A 25,541-nucleotide genomic window follows, 5' to 3' on the forward strand; every position below is an offset into this window, starting at 1 on the left:
TATGACCGACCATTCCCTGACGAATTTTTCCCGGCGCGGCTTCGTGCTGCTGTCCGCTGGCTCCGTTCTATCGGCCTGCGTTTCCGTTCCCACCAATAAGGGCCTGCCATCCGGCACCCGCGACGAGACGGCGGCGGCGTTGCCCATGGTCAACGAACTTCGCTGCTCGAAAGGTCTCTCGACGCTTTCTGCCAACCCGGCGGCACAGCAGGCGGCCATTTATCAGGCCAACCGCATGGTGAAGGCGCAGAAGATGGCGCATCTCATCGGCATCACCGACAGTTTCCTCATTCGCATGAAAAACGGCAACGTGCCCCTGCCTGCAGCAGAAAACGTCGCCGCAGGTCAAGACACGGTCGAGCGGGTGGTCAAAGCCTGGATCGGCTCGCCGCATCACCTGGAAAACATGCTCGGCAATTATGGCGGGCTTGGTGTTGCTGTCGCCTATGACAGCGCGGCAAAGAACCGGCCCTATTGGGCGATGGTGCTTTGCGCCTGATAGAGGCGTGTTCGCGCACTATGCGAGCTGACATTCATCACAGTCTCTGTCGTGATCCTCGCGCTTGATGCGAGGATGGCCACAGCGAAAGGGAGCGGGCCGTTTAAATCGACCGCGCCGCCCAGCTTTCCACTGAACTGTCGCGCAAATCACGGATATTCCTGATACCGTCACGCTGCAGTCTCTCCGACAGGCCGCGAATGATATTGCCCGGCAGGCCCGGCCCTTCGTAGACCATGCAGGAATAGAGTTGGACCAGGTCGGCCCCTGCCCTGATTTTTTCCAAAGCAGTCTCTGCAGAGGACACACCGCCGACGCCGATGATCGGCAGGTCCGGTCCGACGCGTTTGCGCATCTTTGCCAGCACCGCGGTTGAGCGTTCGAAGAGCGGCTTGCCGGAGAGGCCGCCGGTTTCCTGGTTGTTGCTGCCCGGCACCAGTCCGTCTCGGGAAAGCGTGGTGTTGGAGACGATCAGGCCGTCCAGCCGGTGCGACAGGACCTCGGCGGCAATGTCGTCGAGCCCTTCCTCTGTCAGATCAGGGGCGATCTTCAGGAAGACGGGGACGTGGCGCGACAGCTTTTCCGCCTCGCGATCGCGCTGCGCCAGCACCGCGGAAAGAAGTGCCGAAAGGCTTTCGCGCGCCTGAAGATCGCGAAGGCCTGGCGTGTTGGGAGAAGAGATGTTGGCCGTGAAATAAGAGGCCACGGAGGAGAAGGTTTCGATGCCCTTCACGTAATCGGCGATGCGATCATCGCTATCCTTGTTGGCGCCGATGTTCACACCGACGATGCCGCGCAGGCCAGCGGCAATGAGGCGCGAAAGTGCCGCCGCATGTCCTTCATTGTTGAAGCCAAGGCGGTTGATAACGGCCTCGTTTTCCACCAGTCGGAAGATGCGCGGCTTTGGGTTGCCCGCCTGCGCGCGCGGCGTCACAGTGCCGATCTCGGTAAATCCGAAACCGAGCTTGAGGAGTGGGCCTGGAACTTCGGCATTCTTGTCGTAGCCCGCGGCCATACCGAGCGGATTGGGGAAGATCAGTCCCGCCACCGTCTGCTGCAGGCGCGGATCATGCGGCACGTGGCAGGTGGGGATAAAGCCGCTGCGCAAAGCTGCAATCGACATGCCATGCGCGACTTCGGGATCGAGCAGGAAAAGACCCTTGCGTCCAAGAGAAGAGAACAATCCGCTCATGCTCAGACCTCCGGAAACTGGTGGGCGCCATCGTCGCCCAGCGTCAAGGGCGTTTCCCATAGCACGGCATTGAGCGGAAGCTCGCCATAGAGATGCGGAAAGAGGTCGCCGCCACGGGAGGGCTCGAACACCAGCTTGTCGCCGAGAGCGCCACCATCAACCGCGATGAGAAGCAAGTCCTGCTGATCGGCGAAGTGGCGGGCTGCCGTTTCCTTCACCTGATCGGCCGTGGAGAAATGGATGTAGCCATCGGTCAGATCGATTGCCGCCCCTTTGAAAACACCCTCGTGCTTTGCTGTCTGCCACAGGGCATCCGGCACGATCTTGTAGATGACAGGGGGTGTCTGGCTCATCGGGCATCTCCTTCATGTCAGGGCGGTTTGCCGCAAATGGTATCTGTTGTCCATCGCTTCACACAGATTTTTATCCTCGACCGGGAGGTAGTGAGGCTTGGCTGCAATTGAAGACTTGTGTTGCTCACGATTTGGCGCAATCTTATCAGCGCAGTCGCCTGTCGGCCTGCGGGAGGAAGAGTCGCATGAAATGCTCTTGGGAGGGGGCGCGGCATGGCAGAACTCACGATTATCATTGCGGATGACCATCCGCTGTTTCGCGGCGCTCTGCGTCAGGCAGTGGGTGGTCTCGAAGGCAACAATAGTTTCATCGAAGCGGGCGATTTCGACGATGCGAGACGCTGCGCGGAAGAGCAGCCGGATGCCGATCTCATGCTGCTTGATCTCGCTATGCCGGGTGTCAGCGGCTTTTCCGGCCTGATGGCACTGCGGGCGGAATTTTCCAGCCTGCCGATCATCATCGTGTCGGCCACCGACGACCCGGCCACCATGCGCCGTGCGATCGAGCTTGGCGCGTCCGGCTTCATTTCCAAGTCGTCCGGCATAGATGATATCCGTACAGCCATCCGCACCGTGCTGGAAGGCGACGTCTGGATCCCAGCCTCCTGTCAGTCCAGTCGCGATCAGGATGCCGACATGGCGGACCTGATCAACAGGCTGAGGACCCTGACGCCACAGCAAAGCCGCGTGCTCGGCATGCTTGGGGAAGGCTTGCTGAATAAGCAGATCGCCTATGAGCTGAACGTCTCCGAAGCGACGATCAAGGCGCATGTCTCGGCCATTCTGCTGAAGCTCAATGTGGATAGTCGGACGCAGGCGGTGATTCAGCTATCCAAGCTGAACCAACCTGCTCTTGTGGCGTAAGTGGCTGACACCGCCTTATTGACTGTCTGACGTCAGAAAAGTCCGTAAGGGAAATAGCGGCGGTAGATTTCCTCGAGGCGCCCGTTGCGCGAAAGGGCTGCTAGCGCCTGATCGAAGGCGGGTACGAGCTTGTTTTCGGGATCGACCGTCATGATCGAGAGCCCCTCGCCCAGGAATTTGTCCGACATATAGGGGCCATCGAACATGGCGCAGCAATTTTCCGACGCCGTGCCGGCGACCCAGAAGGGCAGACGCAGGCTGTCGGCAAAGACCGCATCGACCTTGCCGGTTTTCAGAGCCTCGTACATCGGCTCGTAGCCGGCAAAACCGGTAGGAACGACGTTCGGGAAGAATGATTTCAGCATCGCTTCATGGCGCGAATTGCTGACGACGCCGACCTTCTTGCCGGTCAGAGCAGTGGCAGCCGATTGTCCCTCCAGCTTGGCAGCTTTCGACACTGCGAAACGCGCGGGCAGCAGCAGATAAGGTCGCGTAAAGCTGAAGCTCTTGCGCAGATCCGACGTCGAGGCAACGCCCGACATCACGGCCTCTCCCTCGCCGAGCTCCAGCGCCGCCTCCAACTCATCGAAAGGGAGCGCCTGGACCTGGCATTTGCTTTCGATCTTCAGCTGGGCGCAGATCTCGCGGGCGAGATCGACATGGAAACCCACCAGCCTGCCGTCCTGATCGGTGAAATTGAAGGGCGGGAAATCGACCGACATCAGGAACCGGACGCGGGGGATAGACGACAGGTCGGCACCCGGAAGACGTTCCTGCTTGTCGAAGAGCACCGGCAAGTTCCCGCTTTCGGCACGCGCGACGCCACTTAACGCAAGTGCTGTCATGCACACAATGGAAGTTCGAAGACCGAGATTTTTCAATCGTGCCATCAAAGAGCGCATTCAGATGATCCGGCCCGGTATGAAATGAAAAACGCCATCGCTCAAGGGCTGGCACGATGGTGCAGGTCAGTGCTTACACGTGTGATTATACATAAGATTCGCGCAAATCCATGCCTTGGGGCAAGAAATTGCAGAGCATCGAAGCGCTTCTCGTAACAGCTCGGTGATGATCCCTTCGATGGTCGATGACGGTCAGACCACAAATACCCGTCATCCAATATTCAAGAAAACGTCCGCGACCTGTCATACAGCATTGTTAGGACGGCGCCGGTTTTGCTCGCCGGGCCGAAAAATTCCGCGACCAGGCCATCGTTTCTTTCCAACGAGGCTCCCCTCATGAAAACGTCGACCCTTTCTTCCTTCGTGGCATCGCTTGCTGTCGTCGCCGCGCTCGGCACCACGGCCGCTCATGCTGAAAAGACAAAATTCGAATTCTGGTACGGCCTCTCCGGCGATCTCGGCGAGCGTGTGCAGGACGCCTGCAAGAAGTTCAACGCGTCGCAGCCGGATTATGAAATCGTCTGCACCTCGCAAAACAGCTATGACGCGACGCTGCAGAACACGATTGCCGCCTACCGCGCCAAGAAGCACCCCGCCATCGCGCAGATTTATGATGCAGGCACGCTGGACATGATGTTGTCCAAGGCCTTCGTTCCGGCCAAGCAGCTGATGGCCGACAATGGCTACAAGATCGACTGGAGCAACTATTTCCCCGGCATTGCCAACTACTACGCAACGGCCGCTGGTGAGCTGAACTCCTTCCCGTTCAACTCTTCCACCGCCGTTTTCTATTACAATGTCAGCGCCTTCGAAAAGGCTGGCGTGACCGGCAAGCCGGAAACCTGGGAAGATGTTGCCGAGGCCGCCAAGAAGCTGAAGGCTGCCGGTTACGAATGCCCGCTGGCATTCAATTTCGATACCTGGCCGCTGATCGAACAGTTCTCCGCCATCCATGACCAGCCGATTGCCACGGAAGGCAATGGCTATAAGGGCCTGAATGCGGAACTCGTCGTCAACAAGACCAAGGTCGTCGACGAATTGAAGTTCTTCAAGAAGATGCAGGACGAGAAGCTCTTCGTCGTCAAGACCAAGACGCTCGGCATGGACACGGTTCCTTCCTTCACCTCGCAGACCTGCCAGATGGCGATGAGCTCGATTGCCGACCACGGCACCGTCGGCAAGACGCTGCCGGAAGGCGTGAAGTGGGATGTTGCCATGCTGCCAGTCTTCAAGGGCACCGAGCGCAAGAAGTCGCTAGTTGGCGGCGCTTCGCTGTGGGTCATGGCTGGCCGTCCGGATGCTGAATACAAGGGCGCTGCGGCGTTCCTCAACTTCATTGCCCAGCCGGACATGGTCGAATGGTGGTCCACCGTCACCGGCTACATCCCGGTCACCAAGACCGGTTTCGAGAGCATGAAGAAGAACGGCTTCTACGACAAGGCGCCGTACAAGGGCCGTGAAGTCGCCATCGAAAGCCTGACGCTGACCGAGCCGACCGATACCACACGCGGTATCCGCCTCGGCAATTTCACGCAGATCCGCAAGGAACTCTCCACGGCACTTGAGGCGATCTACATGCAGAATGGCGACGTTCAGCAGGAACTCGACAAGGCTGTCGAGCGCTCCAATGTCGGTCTGCGACGCTTCGAAAAGACCTTCGCTGGCGTTTCCATCAACTAAGCGCTCGTACTCCAGTGCCACCCGTGAACGCGGGTGGCACGATCATCCAGACTGTCTATTGGAATTTCCATGGAAAAGCGCTCCGTCTTCAAGAGCACCTGGCTACCCCTGCTTTTTGCCCTGCCGCAGCTCGCTCTCATTGCCCTGTTCTTCTATTGGCCTGCCGTGGCTGTGGTGAACTGGGCCTTCACGCTGGAGCCGCCTTTCGGCGGAGCTGCGGAATTTGTCGGGCTTGCCAATTTCTACGAGACCTTCGCCGATCCGCTTTATTGGAACTCGGTCACCGTCAGCCTGATCTTTGCAATCGTCGGCCCATTCTTTGCCATTCTCATCGGGCTCACGCTCGCGCTGGCGGTCGATCGGCAACTGCCGGGCTCCGGTTTCTTCCGCGTCCTCTACATCCTGCCCTTTGCCATTGCCGGTCCGGCAGCGGGCATAGCGTTTCGCTTCATCCTCTCGCCCGAACGCGGCCTTGCCGCCTCGCTGAACGCGATTTATCCCGATATCTGGAATCCGGCCAAATTCGGCAGCCATGCGCTGGCGCTGGTCATCATCATCTTCATCTGGAAATGGGCGGGCTACACCTTCATCTTCCTGCTGGCCGGACTGCAATCCGTACCGCGCAGCCTGACGGAAGCGGCTGCGATGGATGGCTCCGGGCCAATCCGCCGCGCAATCGATATTCAGGTGCCGCTGCTTGCGCCCACCCTGTTCTTCCTGACCGTGACCATGATGACTGAAGGCTTTGTCGGCTCAGACACGTTCGGCATTGTCCACCACACCACCGGCGGCGGCCCGAACCATGCGACCGAAGTCATGGTGTTCCGCATCGTGCAGGAAGCGTTCCAGGGGCTCAACTATTCGGGTGCTTCGGCGCAGAGCATCATTCTGATCGGCCTGATCATGGTCTTCACCTTCATCCAGTTCCGCTTCATCGAGCGGCGCGTGCATTACAAGTGAGACGGCGATGATCCAACGCACTCCCTACGCCGATGCCTTTACCTACGGCCTGATGATCATCGGCTTCCTGCTGCTGATCGGCCCCTTCATCGTCATCATTTCCGGTGCCAGCCAGTCGCTCCAGCAGATCAACAGCGTGCCCTTCAGCTTCATGCCAAGCGATCGCCTGTTCGAGAACATGCATGCGGCCTGGAACCGCGCCAATCTCGGCAATGCCATGCTCAACAGCTTCATCATGGCCTCGCTTGTCACGGTCGGGAAGGTGGCGCTGTCAGCCTGCACGGCCTTTGCCATCGTCTTCTTCCGCTCGCCGCTGCGGCACCTGTTCTTCTGGACGGTGTTCATTACGCTGATGCTGCCGCTGGAAGTACGAGTGGTGCCGACCTATGCGGTGGCTGCCGACATGTTCCATCCCTTCGCACTTCTGATCAATGCCGTCTCCGGCATCGATATCAACATCGAATGGAACCTGTTGAACTCCTATGCGGGCCTGACCTTGCCGCTGATTGCCACGGCCACAGGCACATTTCTCTACCGGCAGTTCTTCATGACGTTGCCGGACGAGCTGGCCGAGGCGGCGCGCATGGATGGCTCCGGACCGATGCGCTTCTTCGTCGATATGATCCTGCCGCTGTCACGCACCAACATGCTGGCGCTGACGACGATCATGTTCGTCTATGGCTGGAACCAGTATCTGTGGCCGCTCCTGATGGTGACCGACCCGTCCTACAAGACGGTGATGATGTCGCTCTCCAGCCTCCTCCCTTCCGAAAACGGCACGCCTGACTGGAATGTCACGCTTGCCGGTTCCCTCATCATCATGTTGCCGCCGCTTCTCGTCGTCGGGCTTTTGCAGCGCTGGTTCGTGCGTGGCCTCGTCTCCACCGAGAAATGACAGTTATAGAACAGGAGTGCCAAACCATGGCGCAGATCGACATTCGTCAGGTGCATAAATCCTACGGCAAGACCAAGACGCTGCATGGTGTCGACCTCATCTTTCCGTCCGGAGAATTCGTCGTGATCCTCGGCCCTTCCGGCTGCGGCAAATCCACCCTGCTGCGCATGATTGCCGGGCTAGAAGACATCACCGCCGGTGAAATCGCCATCGCCGGCAAGGTGGTGAACCGCCTGGAACCGCGTGAGCGCGGTTGCGCCATGGTGTTCCAGAATTATGCGCTCTATCCGCATATGACGGTTGCCGACAATATCGGCTATGCGCTGAAGGTCGCAGGCGTGGCCAAGGCCGAGCGCCGCCGCAGGATCGAGGAAACGGCGAAGATCGTCGGCCTCTTGGACTATCTGGAGCGCAAGCCCGCGGCATTGTCCGGTGGTCAGCGTCAGCGCGTTGCCATGGCGCGCGCCATCATTCGCGAGCCGGATGTTTTTCTCTTCGACGAGCCGCTCTCCAACCTCGATGCCAAGCTCCGCGTCACCATGCGAGCGGAAATCCGCAGGCTGCATCAACGCCTGTCCGCGACATCGGTCTTCGTCACCCATGATCAGGTGGAGGCCATGACGCTGGCGGATCGGCTGGTGATCATGAACAAGGGCAATGTCGAACAGGTGGGGCAGCCGCTCGACATCTATAACCGACCGGCCAGCACCTTTGTCGCATCCTTCATCGGCTCTCCCGCCATGAACCTCTTCAATGCCAAGGTGGATCGTGAGAGCGCTACGGTCAGCTTCGGCAACTGGTCCAGTCCAATGCCAGCGGAGATCGCGCGCACCCTATCGGGTGAGGACGTGATTGCCGGCATCCGGCCAGAGCAGTGCGTCGTCTCCCGTCAGGGCGACGGTATTTCCGCCGTGGTGGATTTTGTCGAGGAACTCGGCTCCGGTCGCATCGTCTATGCGGACATTCGCGGCCAGATCTTTGCTGCCGCGATTGGTGAGGATCTCACTGTCCGCCCCGGCGACAGGGTCATGCTACAGTTCCCCGCAGCGCACCTGCACTTTTTCGATCCCATCACGGAACGGCGGATCGACTCAAGCCTCGTATCAGCCGATCAAGCCGGCTTCACCAACCTGGATGTTCTGGCCCATAGTGCCTGAAGATCTACCGCCTTCATTGACTGCATCAAGGAAACGCACATGACCTCCATCATTTCCGCCGTCGGCTTTTGCAATGCCACCGGGCGCGGCGATCTTTCCACCCTGGACTCGTCCCTGAAGATCATTGCCGATACCGGCGCGACCGCCTGCGAAATCGGCATCTATGGCGAGGAGATCATCTCCGGCGGTCGCATCATCGAGGACCGCGCACAGCGCGTCCGCGATATCGTCAAGCAGTATGCGTTCAAGAAACTCTCCCTGCATGGCCAGATTGTCTCCAACTTCATGGATCGCGAGCACCTGCATCTGCAGAAGAAGGTCGTGCGTGCCATGCTCGAACTCTGTGACCGGCTGGGCGCTGGCGTGCTCGTCCACCATAGCGGCAATGCGATCCTCTCCGATGGCATGAGTGGCAGCGATCTCGACCAGATGGAGCGTGAGGCTCTTTTCGAAATGGCCGAGATTGCCAAGACCTATGGCGTGCGCATCGTTCTGGAAAACATCTTCACCACGGAAGACGGCCAGTACCGCCAGACGCCATCGCAAGTGGCAGAAACCGTGAAGGCCGTCGGCCACGACAATCTCGCAGCCCTGATCGATTTCAGCCACGCCTATATCGAATCCACCTTCAAGGGTCTGGATTTCCGCGAAGAACTGCGCGCCATGGCGCCCGTCACCGGCCATCTGCATGTGCATGACAGCTTCGGCCTGCCCTACACGATGAAGAAGTTCTACCACCCCGCAGAAGCCACCGCACTCGGCATCGGCGACCTTCACCTGCCGATCGGCTGGGGCGATATCGACTGGGAGGACATTTTCTCCGAACTCACCTTCCTGCCCGACACCACCCTCATCATGGAAATTGGCGCAGAACGCTTTGCAGACCAGCAGCCGGCCTGCCTGGAGCGGGCCTTGAAGCTGGCTGATGCGGTGAACAAGCGGTAACGGCCAATCAATGGAGCAGAAGGGCCGCACCCGCTGGCCCCCCTGCTCCAACGATTTCTGCTAAGGCACGATGTCGTGACAGGATTGAAGTGCCGACCTTCCCTTCATACCTAGACCGCCTGGACAGCGCCTTAACGGCACGGTCCTTGAACGCTACCGCATCGCCTGCGGCCGTCTGGTCACTATGAAGGACATCGCCTTATGCAGATTTTGGTGGTCATCGCCCATCCGCGTGAGAACTCCCTGACACATCAAGCGGGGCGCGCTTTTGCCGAAGCAGCGCGAGCCAACGGCCACGAGGTCGAGTTCGCCGATCTGGTGGCGGAGAATTTCGACCCGGTGCTCAAAGCCGAAGACGAGCCGGATTGGAGCGGGCGAGATATAGACTTCGCTGAAGATGTTCGGAGAGAGATGGAGCGTGTGGAACGCAACGATGCCACTGTGCTCTTCTTTCCCGTGTGGTGGTGGTCCATGCCGGCGATCCTGAAAGGCTGGATCGACCGTGTGTGGGCTCAGAACTGGGCCTTCGGGAACCAGACCTATCCGCATGCCAAGGTCTCGATGGTCGGCATCGCGGGTGCAACGGAGGATGACTACCGCAAGCGCGGCTATGACATCGCCATGCGCACACAGCTGAAGGTGGGGATCCTTGATTATTGCAGTGTGAAAGAAGGCAAGGTCGAGCTTTTATATGGATCGCTGGAAGGCGAGGCCCAGGCGGCTGCGATTATATCAAACGCGAAAGACCTAGGAGCCAGGTTCTAGCGCGCCAGGAACGTTCATCGCCAATCTTCCGGTCGAAACGTTTGCTGGTTTCGCGTCATGAGGCACATGGTTGGTGAAGAACTACAAGCATATGAACGCGACAACTCCGCTCCCATCACTGAAGGTGAAACGGCGGTGCGTATCGGAAGAGGACCCCGCGCCAAGACCGCTCGAGCCGTGGGAAAGAAAAGTGACGCAATCCCCCGAACGCACAACCAAAAGACGAACATCGATAAAAGTGAAAACTTTTCGTTGACTACGGTGATGAACTCCCCTATAGATAGGTCATCGATCTTTTGCTTGCCGAGCTTTGTCTACCGCGCGATTGGCACCGCGCTCTAAGCGAACTTCTCTTTCAAAAATAGTCGGTTTTTATCCGCGTGGCATCCGTTACGCGGTCCTTCACTCTATGCTTTGAAAGGGTTCATTATGACCACCGGCACAGTTAAATGGTTTAATTCCACAAAAGGCTTCGGCTTCATTCAGCCTGACAATGGCGGCGCTGACGCGTTCGTTCACATTTCGGCTGTCGAGCGCGCAGGAATGCGCGAACTCGTCGAAGGCCAGAAGATTGGCTTCGAACTCGAGCGCGACAACAAGTCGGGCAAGATGTCTGCGACCAATCTGCAGTCCGCATAATTGAGATCCGCTTCCCTTTGACCACGGATGTACTGGCACTGCCGGGAGCAATTTCATTCGAGGCCAGGCATTGCGCCTGGCCTTTTTCGTTTCGGCATATGGCCGGAGAGGCAAATACCCCATGACACAAACACACAGCAAATCCCGCCAGCAGGCGGAGCTTGCCTTCGGCAAGCTTCAGACGCCATTCTTCGCAAAAAATCACGCTGTCGATGAACTGCAAGCTGCCGTCGATGCGCGGGACGCGAAAACAGCCAGACTAAAGGCGGCCCGCCTTGCAAAAGAACTGGCCGATCGCAAATCCGCGGTGGCTGCTCTGGTGACCAAACGCACCAAGAAGACGCCGTCGGCTTGTCCGACGTCTTAAAGCGTGTTGCGATCTTTATATCCGCTCATACGTTTTAAGTCCTTGTTCTCGCATGTCGTTATCGCAGAACCGCTGCACAATTTTGCGCGGACCATGCTGTAAAATTGCGTCGCGATCGTTCAGACTCGCTCCTTGCACTTCACGCCTTCGTTTTATCGCATGTCGCTTTTGCAAAACCGCATCGCGCATTTGCGCGACATCGCCGATGAGAGCCAAGAAATCCAGCAACACAGGTGGGATGCATGTCAACGACAACCAACGAACTCAATGCGACCAACACTGCCTGGCAGATCGCGATGCAGGAAATCCTGCGGGTGGTCATCCGCGATCTTTACCAGGCCAAGGGCGAAGCGCATTTCAAACAACATATCGAGCGCATCGAAATGGCAGCGGTCGACAGTATCCAGACGGATCTCAGGTTTCGCGGAACGGACGAATGGACGGAAGTCCTCGTCAAGGAAAAAGCCAGCAACTTCGTCACGTCTTTGCTGACATCGTTTACGTACGATCGTGCCTGAATGGCAGCTCGCTCAGCGCGGTACACCCGTACGCTGACCTTAGGTGCGATAAAAAATACGCAATAAAAACAATAGTCTTTGCAAGACAGCTGGAGCGGGTGAAGGGAATCGAACCCTCGTATTCAGCTTGGGAAGCTGCTGCTCTACCATTGAGCTACACCCGCGCGCTTAAAAACTTCCGATAGAACGATGCGGCTGTCAAGCCGCGCCGCAAGGCATTCCACTATCGCGCCTCGGTGTTCGGCCGATCACTCGGCGCGGAAATGCTTGGAGAGCTTCAGGCCCTGGGCCTGATAGTTGGAGCCGAGGCCCGTGCCGTAGAGACCTTCGGGTTTGGCCAGCATATGTTCATAGACAAGGCGGCCGACGATCTGGCCGTGCTCCAGGATGAAGGGTACCTCGTGGCTTCTGACTTCGAGGACCGCGCGGCTGCCGGTGCCGCCGGCGCTGGCGTGGCCGAAGCCGGGATCGAAGAAGCCGGCATAGTGGACGCGGAACTCGCCGACCAGCGGATCGAACGGTGTCATCTCGGCAGCGTAAAGCGGTGGCACGTGCACGGCTTCGCGCGAGACGAGGATGTAGAATTCATCCGGATCGAGGATCAGTTCGGCGCGGCCGCGCGCGTAGAGCGGCTCCCAGAAATCCAAAACGTCGTGGGCTGCCTTCTGGTCCACATCGACAACCGCCGTGTGGTGCTTGCCGCGATAACCGATGAGGCCGCTGTCACCGAAGCCTTTGAGGTCGATGGAGAGCGCAATACCGCCGCCGGATACGTTGGGCGTGTCGCTGGCAACGAGGATTTCGCTTTCGTGAAGCGCCTGCAACTCGCCTTCGTTCAACAGCGAATGACCGATGCGGAAGCGGATCTGGGACAGGCGCGAACCCTGGCGCACGACGATCGGGAAAGTGCGCGGGCTGACTTCCAGATAAAGCGGCCCCTGATAACCTGCAGGGATCTTGTCGAACTCCTGCGCGTGGTCGGTGATGACGCGGGTGAAGATATCGAGACGGCCGGTGGAGCTCTTCGGGTTGGCCGAGGCGGACATCTCGGCGGGCAGCGCCAGCGTTTCCATCAGCGGCACAATATAGACGCAGCCGGTTTCCAGCACGGCGCCTTCGCTGAGATCAATCTCGTGCAGACGCAGGCGGTCCAGCTTTTCGATGACCTTGGTGCCCGGGCCGGGCATGAAGCTTGCGCGCACACGGTAAGCCTTAGCACCGAGACGCAGATCAAGGCTTGCCGGCTGCACCTGGTCTCCATCCAGCGCTCGCTCGCTCTTCAGGTGGCCGGAAGAAAACAGCGCCCGTATCGCGCCGTCGGCCAGAATACCCGTGGTTCTCGTCATCGTCAGTGCCCCTGTTCCGCGCCGACAAAATCAAAAGCAAGCCATTGACGCAAGTTGTTAACGGCAGTAAGGCAATCTTATCCCGTGGTGATTTGGCCGGTCGGCTTGCAGCCACGTTAAACAAGTGGCTAAAAAGACCGGGTGCTTGGAACCGGTCTGCTTTTGCGACCGGTTTTTTTGTTTGAAGGTGATCAAATGAGCAAGAAATGGCGCCCGGCAACTCAACTCGTACATGGCGGCACGCTGCGCTCCCCCTACGGTGAAACGTCCGAAGCACTCTACCTGACCCAGGGCTTTGTCTATGAAAGCTCGGAAGCGGCAGAAGCGCGCTTCAAGGGAGAGACCGACGGTTTCATCTATGCGCGCTATGCGAGCCCCACCAATGACATGTTCGAAAAGCGCATGTGCCTGCTGGAAGGTGCCGAAGATGCGCGCGCCACGGCATCCGGCATGGCCGCTGTCAGCGCTGCCATTCTCTGCCAGCTGAAGGCCGGCGATCACATCGTTGCGGCCCGCGCGCTTTTCGGCTCATGCCGCTGGGTGGTCGAGACGCTGGCGCCGAAATACGGCATCGAATGCACGCTGGTCGATGGCCGCGATCTTGCCAATTGGGAAAAGGCGATCAAGCCGAACACCAAGCTGTTCTTCCTCGAAAGCCCGACCAATCCGACACTGGAAGTGGTTGATATTGCAGGCGTTGCCAAGCTTGCCAACCAGATTGGCGCGAAGGTCGTTGTCGACAACGTGTTTGCGACGCCGCTCTTCCAGAAGCCTCTGGAACTTGGTGCGCATATCGTCGTCTATTCCGCCACCAAGCATATCGATGGTCAGGGCCGCTGCCTTGGCGGCGTGGTGCTGTCGGACAAAAAGTGGATCGAGGAAGAACTTCAGGATTACTTCCGCCACACCGGCCCCGCACTGTCTCCCTTCAACGCGTGGACACTGCTGAAGGGCATCGAGACCATGCCGCTACGCGTCAAGCAGCAGACGGCGAATGCCGGCAAGATCGCCGATTTCCTGGCGGATCAAAGCAAGGTCGCGAAGGTCATCTATCCGGGTCGCGCCGACCATCCGCAGGCCGACATCATCGCGCGGCAGATGTCGGGCGGTTCGACGCTCGTCTGCTTCGAGTTGAAGGGCGGCAAGGAAGCGGCGTTCAAGCTGCAGAATGCGCTGGACGTCGTCAAGATTTCCAACAATCTCGGTGATGCCAAGAGCCTAATCACTCATCCCGCTACCACGACCCACAAGAACCTGACGGATGAGGCACGCGCCGAACTCGGCATCTCCGGCGGCACGCTTCGTCTGTCCTGCGGAATCGAAGACACCGACGACTTGCTGGAAGATTTCGCCGCGGCGCTTTCGAAGGTTTCTGCCTGATATTAAAGGCCCGGTGAGCGATCACCGGGCAATTTCTTTCTCGATTTCCAGATCTTCTGCTCGCGACACGCGTAGAGCGCCCGTTCTACATTATTTTAGACAAACCGCGATTTATCTACTGTCTCTTCACGATTTTGTGCGTATTGAATGGAGAAACAAACCTGATACGCAACGCTTTAGCCTCGTAACGCATTCAAACAACTCAACTCCAATCAACGGACATTCCCGTCCTTCATTCGGTGTAGTAGAATAAAATGCTAGAGGCAGAGACAGCCAAGGTCGCGAACATGTATCGTGCATCGACAAAAGAGATAGAGGTCACCGTCGACCCATATTATCTCGATGAGCAATCGGACCCGGACGATAGCCGTTACGTCTGGGGGTATACGGTCGTGATCACGAACAACTCCAAGCAGGCCGTAACGCTGGTCAATCGCTACTGGCACATCACCGATCAGAATGGCGTGGTGGACGAGGTCTCAGGCCCGGGTGTCGTCGGAGAGCAACCGCATCTGCGACCAGGCGACAGCTACGAATATTCCTCCGGATGCCCGCTGGACACCCCGTCAGGCATGATGTTTGGCCATTACGAAATGGAAACGGACACGGGCGAGGTCTTCACGGTAGACATTCCCGCCTTCTCGCTGGACAGCCCTGGGCTTGCCCGCGTGCTGAACTGAGCGGGGCTCTCACCCCGCTCCTTATCCTTATGCCGACAGTTCTTCGACCGGGTAGCGGTAGGTCGTCGAGCAGAACTCGCAGCTCACCGACACCACGCCGTCTTCTTGGCTGTCCTCGATCTCCTCTGCCGAAAATCCGGACAGCACGCCCTTGATCTTCTCCCGCGAGCAGCTGCATTTGTCGATGATCGACTGAGGCTCGTAGACGCGCACGCCCTGCTCATGGAAGAGCCGGAACAGCAAGCGTTCCACCGGGACCTGCGGATCGGTCAGTTCATCCGTGTCCACCGTGTCGATCAGCGCCACCGCTTCGGTCCAGGCATCGTCTTCGGCTTCACCGAACGAGCTTTCATCGCCATCGCCGCCATGAAGGTCACGGGTGCGTAGACGCTCCGGTGCCTGCGGCAGAAACTGCGCAATAATGCCGCCCGCACGCCAGCCGCGACGAGGCTTGCCTTCGCTGTCGCGGTCGAAGAACTCCGCCACGCCAAGGCGCACCCGCGTGGGCAACTGCTCAGACTGGCGGAAATACACGCTGGCGATTTCCTCCAGCGAAGAGCCATCCAACGGCACGATGCCCTGATAGGGCTGCATGCCCACACCCTGATCGATGGTGAAGGCGAGGATGCCGGTGCCGAGAAGCTCTTCGGGCGAGGTCTGCCCAGCAGCAATCGCCTGTGCCAGACGCTCATCGTCGAAGCGGGCATATGCGCGCATGTTCTCAGGTGCCGTAAAATCCGCTACCAGGAGATCCACCGGACCATCGCCCTTCGTCTGCACCGTGAGCTTGCCGGAGAATTTGAGTGACGTGCCGATCAGTGCGGTCAGCACCAAAGCTTCAGCCAGAAGCCGGGCGACGACAGGCGGATAATCATGGCGCTGCAAAATGGCATTCAGCAACGGACCGACCTGCACGGCGCGGCCGCGAACGTCGAGCCCTTCCACCTGAAAGGGAACGACCTTGTCGTCGCCGGCAAAGTTCATATCGTCCAGTTCTACGGTTACGTCCGCCATGGTTCTGCTCCTTCGAACCCGCCTTCCGAAATTTGGAAATGATCGCCACGCTTTTGGCCGCGACCAGCAGGTCTCTTGTCCGGTTTTCGCAAAGATAGAGCGGAGAATGGCAAAACGAAACCATCCCCGGCCCAAATGTCGCGATAAACGATTGATGAAACGCCGCCGTGAACCGGCAGCACTGGTTGGCGTAAAGATGGGGCGCCGCGCTTGAAATTCAAGTTCCCGGCATGGCCCCAATCCTCAGCTCGGCCCTGCTATCAGATAACGCCCATGCACCAGGCGATCACGGCCTTTTGCGCGTGCAGGCGGTTCTCCGCCTCATCGAACACAACCGACTGCGGACCGTCGATCACCGCATCGGTGACTTCCTCGCCGCGGTGCGCGGGCAGGCAGTGCATGAAGAGCGCCTCGTTGTTGGCCTTCTTCATCAGCGCTTCATTCACCTGATAAGGCTGAAAGATGTTGTGGCCGCGTGCCTTGTGCTCCTGGTTCATGGAAACCCAGGTGTCAGTGACGATGCAGTCCGAGCCGACGACAGCACGTTCTGCGTCGTGGCAGAGCATGATCTCGCCGCCATTGTTGCGGGCCCAGTTGAGGTACTTGTCGAGCGGCTCCGAACCCATGGGTACAGCCATGTTCATCTTGTAGCCGAAGCGGGCGGAGCCTTCGACCAGCGAATGCAGCACATTGTTGCCGTCGCCCGTCCAGGCGATGGTCTTGCCCTTTACCGGGCCGCGATGCTCTTCGAAGGTCATGATATCGGCCATGATCTGGCACGGGTGCGTCTCGTCCGTCAGGCCGTTGATGACAGGAACGGTGGCGTGTTCGGCAAGTTCCAGCAGGCGGGAATGACCGGTCGTGCGGATCATGATAGCGTCGACGTAGCGCGACAGGACCTTGGCGGTATCGCCAATGGTTTCGGCGCGGCCAAGCTGCATTTCGGTGCCGGAGAGAAACAGCGTTTCACCGCCAAGCTGGCGCATGCCGACATCGAAGGACACGCGTGTGCGCGTCGACGGCTTTTCGAAGATCATCGCCAGCATCTTGCCAGCCAGCGGCTTTTCCGCCGTTCCGTTCTTCGTTGCGATCTTGCGGCTCTTGGCGTCTTCAAGAATGAGCCGCAGGTCTTCCGAGCCGACGGCCGAAAGATCGAGGAAATGCTTTGCCATTTTAATTCAGTCCCATCAATGCGGGCCACCCTTTACGCCGGCCCTGATGCGCCTCGTCAGGCGCTCTTTGCCAGTTTGGTGGTGAGTGCTTCGGCAGCCTTCTCGATGCGCGCAAGCCCATCACGCGCTTCTTCTGCCGTAACCACGAGCGGCGGCAGCAGGCGGATGACGTTATCGCCTGCCGGAACGCCAAGAAGATGCTCCGCGCGCATGGCCTGGAGCAGATCGCCGGATGGAACCCGCGCCTTGATGCCGAGCAGCAAACCTTCGCCACGGATTTCCTCGATCACATCCGGATAACGGTCCTTCAGCGAAGCCAGTCCCTGGCGGAAGATCAGCGCGACATCGCGCACATGCTCGATAAAGCCATCGGCCAGAACGATATCCAGCACGGCGTTGCCGGCCGCCATGGCCAGCGGATTGCCGCCATAGGTCGTGCCATGCGAGCCTGCCGTCATGCCGGACGCGGCTTCTGCCGTTGCAAGGCATGCCCCGAAGGGGAAGCCACCGCCAATGCCCTTTGCAACGGCCATGATATCAGGCGTGACGCCCGAGCGCTCATGGGCGAAGAACTTGCCGGTACGGCCAACACCGGTCTGCACCTCGTCGAAGATCAATAGCAGGCCGTGCTCTTCGCAGAGTGCACGCAGCGTGCGCAGGAATTCGGGCTGAACGACACGGATACCGCCCTCACCCTGAATCGGCTCGATCAGAAGGGCAGCCGTTTCCGGAACGATCGCCGCCTTCAGCGCTTCGAGATCGCCGAATGGCACCTGGTCGAAGCCTTCCACCTTGGGGCCGAAGCCCTCGAGATATTTGGCCTGGCCGCCAGCCGCGATGGTGGCGAGTGTGCGGCCATGGAATGCACCTTCGAAGGTGATGATGCGGAATTTTTCCGGATGGCCGTGCGTGTACTGATAACGGCGCGCCGTCTTGATGGCGCATTCCAGCGCCTCCGCACCGGAGTTGGTGAAGAACACCTTGTCGGCGAATGTTGCATCCGTCAGCCGCTTTGCCAGCACTTCCTGGCCTGCAACCTCGTAGAGATTGGACAGGTGCCAGACCTTCTCGACCTGTGCCTTGAGGGATTCAACCATATGGGGATGGCTGTGGCCGACCGAGGTCACCGCAACGCCCGCACCGAAATCGAGATATCGCTCGCCGCTTTCCGTGATCAGCCAAACGCCCTCGCCTCGTTCGAAGCGCAGGGGGGCTCTGGAAAACGTATCGAACAACGGCCCGGATTTGGGGGCAGTTTCGGCCATGGCGACATCACTCCTTACGTCAAGTCGGGACAGACGACTGTCAATAGGGCTCGCGGGTTATCCCTGCCCTGAAAATCAAAAATGCCGCCTCGCGGCGGCCTGCATGCTGTCTTCATTGCGAGAGCACTATTGTCACTTCCCCGCCGAATGTCAACAAATCTCGGCACTTCCGGGCAGTTACAAGCCTTGGTAGGTGCTTGCCGCGCAGGCCCGAGGTGTTGCCTTTCTGACTCACAGGGGAAGCAAGTTGGGGAAAACCGGAAAATCGATTCCAGATGATTCCTGCGACTCTTGTCACGGAGTCAACCGACGATTAGGTTAACCGTCAATTACTAGACTGCAATGCGGCGGAACTAGTCACCTACAATCTGGCGAATGGCCTGCGCGTGGTTCACTCCATGGCATAGTAGGTGGATTCTGCCCGAAAACAACGCGACGAGCGGAGAAGCGGCATGAACTGGACGGACGAACGAGTAGAAAAGCTCAAGAGATTATGGTCCGAAGGGCTTAGCGCAAGCCAGATCGCAGCACAACTAGGCGGTGTGAGCCGCAATGCCGTCATCGGCAAGGTTCACCGCCTCAACCTGCCAGGTCGCGCCAAGGCCGGCGGCACGGTCGCCACGTCGCGTCCTGCACCCAAGCGTCCCGCAGCAGCGCCGCGTCCGGCAAGCTATGCGGCTCCGGCCCGCGCTGCGACCAGCCGTCCAGCACCGGCCCGTAGCTCTGGTGCCCTCGCTTTCAAGGAAGACATGGACATCGACACCGTCGAGCCCATGGAATATGTTCGTTCTTCCAACAATGTCGTTATCCCGATCTCGCGTCGCCTGACGCTGACGGAACTGACCGAGCGTACCTGCAAATGGCCGGTCGGCGACCCGCTCAAGGACGACTTCCATTTCTGCGGCTGCGAGGCGTCTGAAGCCTCGCCCTACTGCAAGTTCCACGCGAAGATGGCCTACCAGCCGGTCAGCGAACGCCGCAAGGCGTAAGGTCTGTCTCAGAACCAATTCAGAAAGCGGGCTTCGGTCCGCTTTTTTATTGGGCAGTCTCCAGCTTTGCCAAATAATCCAAGCTTGCCTGCAGCAATAATCGCGCCCAGACTATCATCATGGACGCGATCGACACACTGCACGACTATATCTCGGCGCTATGGGCCAGGGCCGTCGACACGCCCTTCCCGCCAATCCCGCGCCGCGCCCGTGGCGACGGAACCGTTTACGTCGAATGGCGACGCGGCAGCTACTGGCTGATCTGCGAGGAGCGCGGAGAGGAATATTGGCGTCGGGAAGCCAAGGACATGGATGATGCCGCCTTCCAGTTGATGTCGATCGTGACGGGAGAAGTGGTGCGCGATCGCGAGCTTGTGGTTCGGGAAAAAGCGAGCCGCCAGTCGACCGGCTCGGACGACTATTCGCGCTGGAACTGGATGTACCAGGAGATCGAACTGATGAGCGCGATCAAGGAGAGCTATGGCGCTCGAACCCGAGCCAATTATGCCGAGGTGTTGACCCGCAGCCCGTTGTCGAAGGACGAGATAAACGCCGCGCGATATCCCATTCCGTCAACATTGACCTGACGCCGGGAAGCCACGGGCTACCTTCTCTGACGAGATGGAAATAGGAGCGCTAAGCAAAGCGCTCCCGAGGCCGATCAGGCTTCCATGGAATAGCCAGCGCCTCGAACGGTACGAATGACATCCTGCATGCTGGAGAAATTCAGCGCCTTACGCAGACGACCGACATGGACGTCCACCGTGCGCTCATCCACATAGATATCGTGACCCCAGACACCGTCGAGAAGCTGGGAACGGGAAAACACACGACCAGGCGAGGTCATGAGGAACTCCAGCAGGCGGAATTCGGTCGGCCCGAGACGGACTTCGCGGCTCTTGCGATGGACGCGGTGCGTCTCACGATCGAGCTCGATATCGCCGCATTTCAGCACGGAGGACAGAACCTCCGGCTTGGCGCGGCGCAGCATCGCCTTGACGCGTGCCATCAGCTCCGGCGTCGAGAAGGGCTTCACGACATAGTCGTCCGCGCCCGTCGCCAGGCCGCGAACCCGTTCGCTTTCCTCGCCGCGCGCCGTCAGCATGATGATCGGCAGACGTTCGGTTTCCGGACGCATGCGCAGGCGACGGCAAAGCTCGATGCCGGAGACGCCCGGCAGCATCCAGTCCAGGATCAAAAGATCCGGCGTGCGCTCCTGAAGGCGGATTTCCGCCTCGTCGCCACGCGGAATGGTGTCCACGTCATAGCCTTCGGATTCGAGATTGTAACGGAGGAGTACGCTCAGCGCCTCCTCATCTTCGACAACGGCGATTTTTGGCACCATGGCTCCAGATCCTATCTGTCGCTTACTCGGTCACAGCGCCGAGCGTGTTGGAACTATCGTCCTTCGGACGCTCACCTTCCGGCTGGCTGCCAGTGGTCATGTAGTAGATGGTCTCGGCGATGTTGGTGGCGTGGTCGCCAACGCGCTCGATATTCTTGGCGCAGAACAGAAGATGCGTGCAGGTGGTGATGTTGCGCGGATCTTCCATCATGTAGGTCAGAAGCTCGCGGAAGAGCGAGGTGTACATGGCGTCGATTTCCTCGTCGCGCTCGCGGATGGCCTGGGCCTTTTCCGCCGATCGCGTGGAGTAGACGTCCAGCACTTCCTTCAACTGCACCAGGGCCAGTTCCGAAAGATGCTCAAGGCCGCGCGCCAGTTTGCGCGGAACGCCGGTGCCGGCAACAGCGATGACGCGCTTGGCGGTGTTCTTGCCCAGATCGCCGACGCGCTCCAGGTCTGCGGCAATGCGCAGCGAACCGATGATTTCGCGAAGGTCTGCTGCCATCGGCTGGCGCTTGGCAATGGTGACGATCGCCTTGTCGCCGATTTCGCGCTCGGCGTGATCGAGGATCGTATCGTCCGAGATGACCTTTTGTGCCAGAGCCGCATCGGAATTGACGAGCGCGCGCACGGCATCGGCGCACATCTGCTCGGCCAGGCCGCCCATTTCGGCGATCCGGCGGCTGAGGAACTTCAGCTCCTCATCATAGGCGGACATGATGTGGGAATGTGTCGACATCTTCGTAGTCTCCAGTTTCGAAACGCCCTGTCGCAAGCCTTTTTGGTGGCTCAAGCGACAGGCGCGGTGGGATGCGCAAACAGCAGCAGGATCAGCCGAAACGACCCATGATATAGTCCTGGGTGCGCTGGTCATCCGGGTTGGTGAACATCTTGTCCGTATCGTTCTCCTCAACCAGGTGGCCGAGGTGGAACATGGCGGTACGCTGCGAAACGCGAGCGGCCTGCTGCATCGAGTGCGTCACGATGACGATGGTGTAGTTGGCACGAAGCTCGTGGATCAACTCTTCCACCTTGGCGGTCGCAATCGGGTCAAGCGCCGAGCATGGCTCGTCCATGAGAATGACTTCCGGTGAAACGGCGATGGCACGTGCGATGCACAGGCGCTGCTGCTGGCCGCCGGACAGACCCGTGCCAGATTCTTGCAGGCGGTCCTTCGCTTCGTTCCAGAGGCCTGCCTTCTGCAGGGCGGACTCAACGATCTGGTCCATATCCGCCTTGTTGCGGGCAAGACCGTGGATGCGCGGGCCGTAGGCAATGTTTTCGTAGATCGACTTCGGGAATGGGTTCGGCTTCTGGAACACCATGCCGACGCGAGCGCGAAGCTCGACGACATCGATTGCTGAATCGTAGATATCCTCACCATCGAGCGTAATCTCACCGGTGACGCGGCAGCCATCGATCGTGTCGTTCATGCGGTTCAGCGTGCGCAGGAAGGTGGATTTGCCACAGCCCGAGGGGCCGATGAGAGCCGTCACCGTGTTTTCGCGAACGTTGAGCTTCACATCGTAAAGGGCGCGCTTCTCGCCGTAATATACGGAGACGTCCTTGCCGATCATCTTATAGGAAACTTCATTCATTTTCTTGTCCAGCGCCTTTTCAACTGCTGCTTCCGACAACATGTTCATTGTTCCGTTCTCCCTTGCTTCTTGTCGCATTTCCGGGCGGAAAACCGGTATCCACTTTTTCTCGAAATGCTTTACCAGCGCCGTTCGAAGCGGCGACGCAGCAGGATTGCGCCCACATTCATCACCAGGAGGAACATAAGCAGGATGATGATAGCGCCAGATGTTCTTTCGACAAAGGCGCGTTCGGCTTCGTTCGCCCACATGTAGATCTGAACCGGCAGGGCCGTTGCAGGATCAAGCGGGGTCGTCGGGTAATTCGCCACGAAGGCCACCATGCCGATGAGAAGGAGCGGCGCGGTTTCGCCAAGCGCGTGTGCAAGGCCGATGATGGTGCCGGTCAGGATGCCTGGCATGGCAAGCGGCAGCACGTGGTGGAATATGGTCTGCATCTTCGAGGCACCGAGACCGAGCGCTGCGGCGCGGATCGAAGGTGGCACGGCTTTCAAGGCAGCGCGTGTGGCGATGATGATGGTCGGTAGCGTCATCAGCGTCAGCACCAGACCACCGACCAGCGAGGCCGAGCGCGGAAGGCCCATGAAGTTGATGAAGACCGAGAGACCAAGCAGACCGTAAACGATGGACGGCACCGCTGCCAGGTTGTTGATGTTGACCTCGATGAGGTCCGTCAGGCGGTTCTTCGGCGCAAACTCTTCCAGGTAGATGGAAGCGGCAACCCCGATCGGCAGCGACAGCACGAGCACGATCAGCATCATGTAGAAGGAGCCGATGAGCGCAACGCCGACACCGGAGGCTTCAGGACGGCTGGATGCACCATTGAAGAAGATGCCGGTGTTGAATTTCTTTTCCAGCGCACCCTTGCCAACCAGTTCGTTCATCCAACCGACCTGCTGGTCGGAGATGCGGCGGTTCTGCTCCTCGCCCGACATATCCACCTGGCCCTTGAAGGCGCTGTCGACATCGCCGGATGCCAGGAGCGACACGGTCCGCGTCGTGCCGATGACGTTCGGATCGGAGGTGACGATGTCGCGAAGCTGGGTGCGGACACTGTCAGAAATCAGTGCGTTGACGGCGCGCAACGCCGTGCGATCCTCCAGCGAAACGCCGAGCACCTTGGCAAGCGAGTTGCGGGCGACGACCGGGTAATTCGCCGTCATCAGCTTTGACGGGTTCTGTGTGCGCACATTGTCCGGATCGATGATCTGCTGCGAAAACTCGACCGGGATCGTGATCATCGTCTGCTGAAAGGCCGTATAGCCCTTGCCGATGACGGACCAGAGAAGCAGGAAGAGAAACAGCAGGCCGAAGGAGATCGCGGCGACACCATAGGCGCGGAAGCGGCGCTCTGCAGCGTAACGGCGCTTGATGCCGATATCGCGACGGACCTTCTTCGTTGCGGCAGGGGCGGAGATGCCCGGAGTAACGACGTCGGTCATTCATACTGCTCCCGGTATTTGCGCACGATGTAGAGCGCGTAGATATTGAGGCAAAGCGTGATGGCAAAGAGCGTGATGCCAAGCGCGAAGGCAACGAGCGTCTGCGGCGAGGTAAACTCAAGGTCGCCGGTCAGCTGGCTGACGATCTTGACGGTCACTGTCGTCATCGGCTCGAAAGGGTTGAGCTGCAGGCGTGCGGCGACACCGGCGGCCAGAACCACGATCATGGTTTCACCAATGGCGCGTGAAGCAGTCATCAGGATCGCGCCAACGATGCCCGGAAGAGCGGCCGGAAGGATGACCTTCTTGACCGTCTCGGAGCGCGTCGCGCCAAGACCGAGCGATCCGTCGCGAAGCGAGCGCGGCACGGCGGTGATAATATCATCCGACAGCGAGGAGACGTATGGGATCAGCATGATGCCCATGACGAAGCCGGCGGTGATGACGCTCTGCGCCTGGATGAAGCTGGCATAGTCGCCCGTTGTCAGACCATTGATCTGGGCAGAGATGTCACGCAGGAATGGCCCCACCGTCGTCAGCGCAAAGAAGCCGTAGACGATGGTCGGGATACCGGCCAGTACTTCCAGCAGCGGCTTGGCAATCGAGCGCAAACGGGGGCTTGCGTATTCGGCCATGTAGATCGCCGAGAACAGACCGACCGGTACCGCGACCAGCATGGCGACGAAGCCAATATAGAGCGTACCCGCCAAGAGCGGAATGAGGCCGAACTGACCGGAGCTGTCTGTCGAACCAGCCGCAGCAAAACGCGGATCCCACACCGTGCCGAAGAAGAACTGATGCGCCGGAACCATCCGGAAAAATTGCGTGGCTTCCGTCAGCATCGACATAACGATGCCGATCGTGGTCAAGATCGCGATCGACGATGCAAGAACGAGCGCGCCGAGGATGACCTTTTCCACCTTATTACGGGCACGAAAGCGCGGTGCCAGGCCGCGGAGCGCCCGGAAGGCCCCAGCGATGGCCGTGGCAAGCACTACGAATACCATGGCGATACGGCTGACTGCCGACATGTTATTGAGCTTTTCTGCGGACTCGATCATGAAGGGCTGCGGATCGCCGGCGATGGCCACACCTTTAGAGGCGAGGACCGCGCGTGCCGTCGCGGGATCGGCTTTCAGCGCGTCATATTCCTGCGGCGAAACCTGGGTAAGGCCGCGGGCAATGGAAACGACCATGCCATAGGTGAGGCTCTGCTGGGCTTCCGGCTGTGCCTTGATGTCATCCGGGAAGCTTTCATGCACCGCGGAGTTGACGATGATCGGGCTGATGATCAGCCACGCCGCCAGGATCAGCGCGGAAGGAATAAGTGCCCAGATGAGGACGTAGGAACCGTGATAGCCCGAACGGGAATGCATGCTGGAGGGGCGTCCGCCCGCAAGCGCCATGGCCCGACGTTTGCCAAGCACGTAGCTGGAGACGCCGATCAGCGCCAATATCAGCAGAAGGATGGATATGTTCATGGAGAGTTTCCTCGGCGCGCCACGCGGCACGATGCGGCATCATTTCACCAAGAGCGCAGCACCGACGGCTGATCACCGCACGATACCGGATCT

Annotated in this window: 27 protein-coding genes, 1 tRNA gene and 1 riboswitch; of the genes, 15 read left to right on the forward strand and 13 right to left on the reverse strand. The window is 59.2% G+C overall.

Annotated elements, in window-relative coordinates:
* Position 1 precedes the first annotated feature (1 nt).
* A complete protein-coding gene (locus PVA19_RS01375; protein WP_274100927.1) occupies positions 2-499 on the forward strand; it encodes a CAP domain-containing protein in 498 nt (165 codons plus the stop codon).
* 103 nt (positions 500-602) lie between these two features.
* Here the strand turns inward: PVA19_RS01375 and PVA19_RS01380 are convergent, their stop codons facing one another.
* Positions 603-1,691, reverse strand: coding sequence for a quinone-dependent dihydroorotate dehydrogenase (locus PVA19_RS01380; protein WP_274100928.1), 1,089 nt, complete (start codon positions 1,689-1,691; stop codon positions 603-605).
* 2 nt (positions 1,692-1,693) lie between these two features.
* The gene (locus tag PVA19_RS01385) at positions 1,694-2,044 is read right to left on the reverse strand and encodes a DUF952 domain-containing protein (RefSeq protein WP_113178634.1); all 351 of its coding nucleotides are present in this window, start codon (positions 2,042-2,044) and stop codon (positions 1,694-1,696) included.
* A 213-nt stretch (positions 2,045-2,257) separates the two neighbouring features.
* Here PVA19_RS01385 and PVA19_RS01390 point away from each other — a divergent pair, with 213 nt between their 5' ends.
* Complete coding sequence (locus PVA19_RS01390; RefSeq protein WP_062445526.1) at positions 2,258-2,908, forward strand: response regulator transcription factor; 651 nt, start codon at positions 2,258-2,260, stop codon at positions 2,906-2,908.
* Between the two features lie 32 nt (positions 2,909-2,940).
* Here PVA19_RS01390 and PVA19_RS01395 read toward each other — a convergent pair whose 3' ends face one another.
* Positions 2,941-3,705 (reverse strand): transporter substrate-binding domain-containing protein, encoded by a 765-nt coding sequence (locus PVA19_RS01395; protein WP_062427295.1) that lies wholly within the window; start codon positions 3,703-3,705, stop codon positions 2,941-2,943.
* 441 nt (positions 3,706-4,146) lie between these two features.
* Here PVA19_RS01395 and PVA19_RS01400 point away from each other — a divergent pair, with 441 nt between their 5' ends.
* The 9 genes from PVA19_RS01400 (at position 4,147) to PVA19_RS01440 (ending at position 11,736) form a co-directional block, all read left to right on the forward strand.
* Positions 4,147-5,490, forward strand: coding sequence for an extracellular solute-binding protein (locus PVA19_RS01400; protein WP_274100929.1), 1,344 nt, complete (start codon positions 4,147-4,149; stop codon positions 5,488-5,490).
* Positions 5,491-5,559: 69 nt separating this feature from the next.
* Positions 5,560-6,450 carry a carbohydrate ABC transporter permease gene (locus PVA19_RS01405; RefSeq protein WP_274100930.1) on the forward strand — a complete coding sequence of 297 codons (891 nt, stop codon included), beginning with the start codon at positions 5,560-5,562 and terminating at the stop codon, positions 6,448-6,450.
* A 7-nt stretch (positions 6,451-6,457) separates the two neighbouring features.
* On the forward strand, positions 6,458-7,345 hold the full coding sequence (gene ugpE, locus PVA19_RS01410; RefSeq protein ID WP_062427027.1) for a sn-glycerol-3-phosphate ABC transporter permease UgpE: 888 nt from the start codon (positions 6,458-6,460) through the stop codon (positions 7,343-7,345).
* 26 nt (positions 7,346-7,371) lie between these two features.
* Positions 7,372-8,502 (forward strand): sn-glycerol-3-phosphate ABC transporter ATP-binding protein UgpC, encoded by a 1,131-nt coding sequence (gene ugpC, locus PVA19_RS01415; RefSeq protein WP_274100931.1) that lies wholly within the window; start codon positions 7,372-7,374, stop codon positions 8,500-8,502.
* Between the two features lie 39 nt (positions 8,503-8,541).
* A complete protein-coding gene (locus tag PVA19_RS01420) occupies positions 8,542-9,447 on the forward strand; it encodes a sugar phosphate isomerase/epimerase family protein (RefSeq protein ID WP_274100932.1) in 906 nt (301 codons plus the stop codon).
* Between the two features lie 201 nt (positions 9,448-9,648).
* Positions 9,649-10,212: an NAD(P)H oxidoreductase gene (locus PVA19_RS01425; RefSeq protein WP_274100933.1), complete on the forward strand. Its 564-nt coding sequence runs from the start codon at positions 9,649-9,651 to the stop codon at positions 10,210-10,212.
* A 429-nt stretch (positions 10,213-10,641) separates the two neighbouring features.
* Positions 10,642-10,851 carry a cold-shock protein gene (locus PVA19_RS01430; RefSeq protein WP_034806062.1) on the forward strand — a complete coding sequence of 70 codons (210 nt, stop codon included), beginning with the start codon at positions 10,642-10,644 and terminating at the stop codon, positions 10,849-10,851.
* A gap of 121 nt (positions 10,852-10,972) precedes the next feature.
* Positions 10,973-11,218, forward strand: coding sequence for a hypothetical protein (locus PVA19_RS01435; protein WP_062445542.1), 246 nt, complete (start codon positions 10,973-10,975; stop codon positions 11,216-11,218).
* Positions 11,219-11,460: 242 nt separating this feature from the next.
* Positions 11,461-11,736, forward strand: a complete 276-nt coding sequence (locus PVA19_RS01440; protein WP_062427033.1) for a hypothetical protein — start codon at positions 11,461-11,463, stop codon at positions 11,734-11,736.
* A gap of 90 nt (positions 11,737-11,826) precedes the next feature.
* Here the strand turns inward: PVA19_RS01440 and PVA19_RS01445 are convergent.
* Positions 11,827-11,900: transfer RNA gene (locus tag PVA19_RS01445), tRNA-Gly, on the reverse strand.
* An 84-nt stretch (positions 11,901-11,984) separates the two neighbouring features.
* Positions 11,985-13,082: a 2'-deoxycytidine 5'-triphosphate deaminase gene (locus PVA19_RS01450; protein ID WP_274100934.1), complete on the reverse strand. Its 1,098-nt coding sequence runs from the start codon at positions 13,080-13,082 to the stop codon at positions 11,985-11,987.
* A gap of 74 nt (positions 13,083-13,156) precedes the next feature.
* Positions 13,157-13,235, forward strand: a riboswitch (SAM riboswitch).
* Positions 13,236-13,277: 42 nt separating this feature from the next.
* On the opposite strand from PVA19_RS01450, the gene PVA19_RS01455 reads away from it, so the two are divergent.
* Together PVA19_RS01455 and apaG are read left to right on the forward strand one after the other, a co-directional pair.
* A complete protein-coding gene (locus PVA19_RS01455) occupies positions 13,278-14,462 on the forward strand; it encodes an O-succinylhomoserine sulfhydrylase (protein ID WP_112358895.1) in 1,185 nt (394 codons plus the stop codon).
* A gap of 287 nt (positions 14,463-14,749) precedes the next feature.
* Complete coding sequence (gene apaG / locus PVA19_RS01460; protein ID WP_062427036.1) at positions 14,750-15,142, forward strand: Co2+/Mg2+ efflux protein ApaG; 393 nt, start codon at positions 14,750-14,752, stop codon at positions 15,140-15,142.
* A gap of 27 nt (positions 15,143-15,169) precedes the next feature.
* On the opposite strand, the gene PVA19_RS01465 is transcribed toward apaG, so the two are convergent.
* From PVA19_RS01465 to PVA19_RS01475, 3 genes are all read right to left on the reverse strand, one after another.
* Positions 15,170-16,156: an Hsp33 family molecular chaperone gene (locus tag PVA19_RS01465; protein ID WP_111849994.1), complete on the reverse strand. Its 987-nt coding sequence runs from the start codon at positions 16,154-16,156 to the stop codon at positions 15,170-15,172.
* A 260-nt stretch (positions 16,157-16,416) separates the two neighbouring features.
* Positions 16,417-17,328 (reverse strand): ornithine carbamoyltransferase, encoded by a 912-nt coding sequence (gene argF, locus PVA19_RS01470; RefSeq protein ID WP_440598415.1) that lies wholly within the window; start codon positions 17,326-17,328, stop codon positions 16,417-16,419.
* Positions 17,329-17,384: 56 nt separating this feature from the next.
* Positions 17,385-18,593, reverse strand: coding sequence for an aspartate aminotransferase family protein (locus PVA19_RS01475; protein ID WP_153312162.1), 1,209 nt, complete (start codon positions 18,591-18,593; stop codon positions 17,385-17,387).
* A 452-nt stretch (positions 18,594-19,045) separates the two neighbouring features.
* Between PVA19_RS01475 and PVA19_RS01480 the strand changes: the two genes are divergently transcribed.
* The gene (locus PVA19_RS01480) at positions 19,046-19,582 is read left to right on the forward strand and encodes a GcrA family cell cycle regulator (protein WP_062427040.1); all 537 of its coding nucleotides are present in this window, start codon (positions 19,046-19,048) and stop codon (positions 19,580-19,582) included.
* A 119-nt stretch (positions 19,583-19,701) separates the two neighbouring features.
* On the forward strand, positions 19,702-20,169 hold the full coding sequence (locus tag PVA19_RS01485) for a hypothetical protein (protein ID WP_274100935.1): 468 nt from the start codon (positions 19,702-19,704) through the stop codon (positions 20,167-20,169).
* 74 nt (positions 20,170-20,243) lie between these two features.
* Here the strand turns inward: PVA19_RS01485 and phoB are convergent, their stop codons facing one another.
* The 5 genes from phoB to pstC all read right to left on the reverse strand — a co-directional run bounded on the left by phoB (position 20,244) and on the right by pstC (position 25,448).
* Positions 20,244-20,927 carry a phosphate regulon transcriptional regulator PhoB gene (phoB, locus tag PVA19_RS01490; RefSeq protein WP_027676016.1) on the reverse strand — a complete coding sequence of 228 codons (684 nt, stop codon included), beginning with the start codon at positions 20,925-20,927 and terminating at the stop codon, positions 20,244-20,246.
* 22 nt (positions 20,928-20,949) lie between these two features.
* Complete coding sequence (gene phoU / locus PVA19_RS01495) at positions 20,950-21,666, reverse strand: phosphate signaling complex protein PhoU (protein WP_062427042.1); 717 nt, start codon at positions 21,664-21,666, stop codon at positions 20,950-20,952.
* 91 nt (positions 21,667-21,757) lie between these two features.
* Positions 21,758-22,573 carry a phosphate ABC transporter ATP-binding protein PstB gene (gene pstB, locus PVA19_RS01500; protein WP_062427043.1) on the reverse strand — a complete coding sequence of 272 codons (816 nt, stop codon included), beginning with the start codon at positions 22,571-22,573 and terminating at the stop codon, positions 21,758-21,760.
* Between the two features lie 71 nt (positions 22,574-22,644).
* Entirely contained in the window at positions 22,645-23,967 is a 1,323-nt protein-coding gene (gene pstA, locus PVA19_RS01505) for a phosphate ABC transporter permease PstA (RefSeq protein WP_274100936.1), read from the reverse strand.
* Positions 23,964-25,448 (reverse strand): phosphate ABC transporter permease subunit PstC, encoded by a 1,485-nt coding sequence (gene pstC, locus PVA19_RS01510; protein ID WP_274100937.1) that lies wholly within the window; start codon positions 25,446-25,448, stop codon positions 23,964-23,966. The genes pstA and pstC overlap by 4 nt, the downstream gene beginning before the upstream one ends.
* Between the last annotated feature and the right edge of the window lie 93 nt (positions 25,449-25,541).

The sequence above is a fragment of the Agrobacterium sp. CNPSo 3708 genome, from assembly GCF_028674915.1.
Taxonomy (GTDB): Bacteria; Pseudomonadota; Alphaproteobacteria; order Rhizobiales; family Rhizobiaceae; genus Agrobacterium; species Agrobacterium cavarae.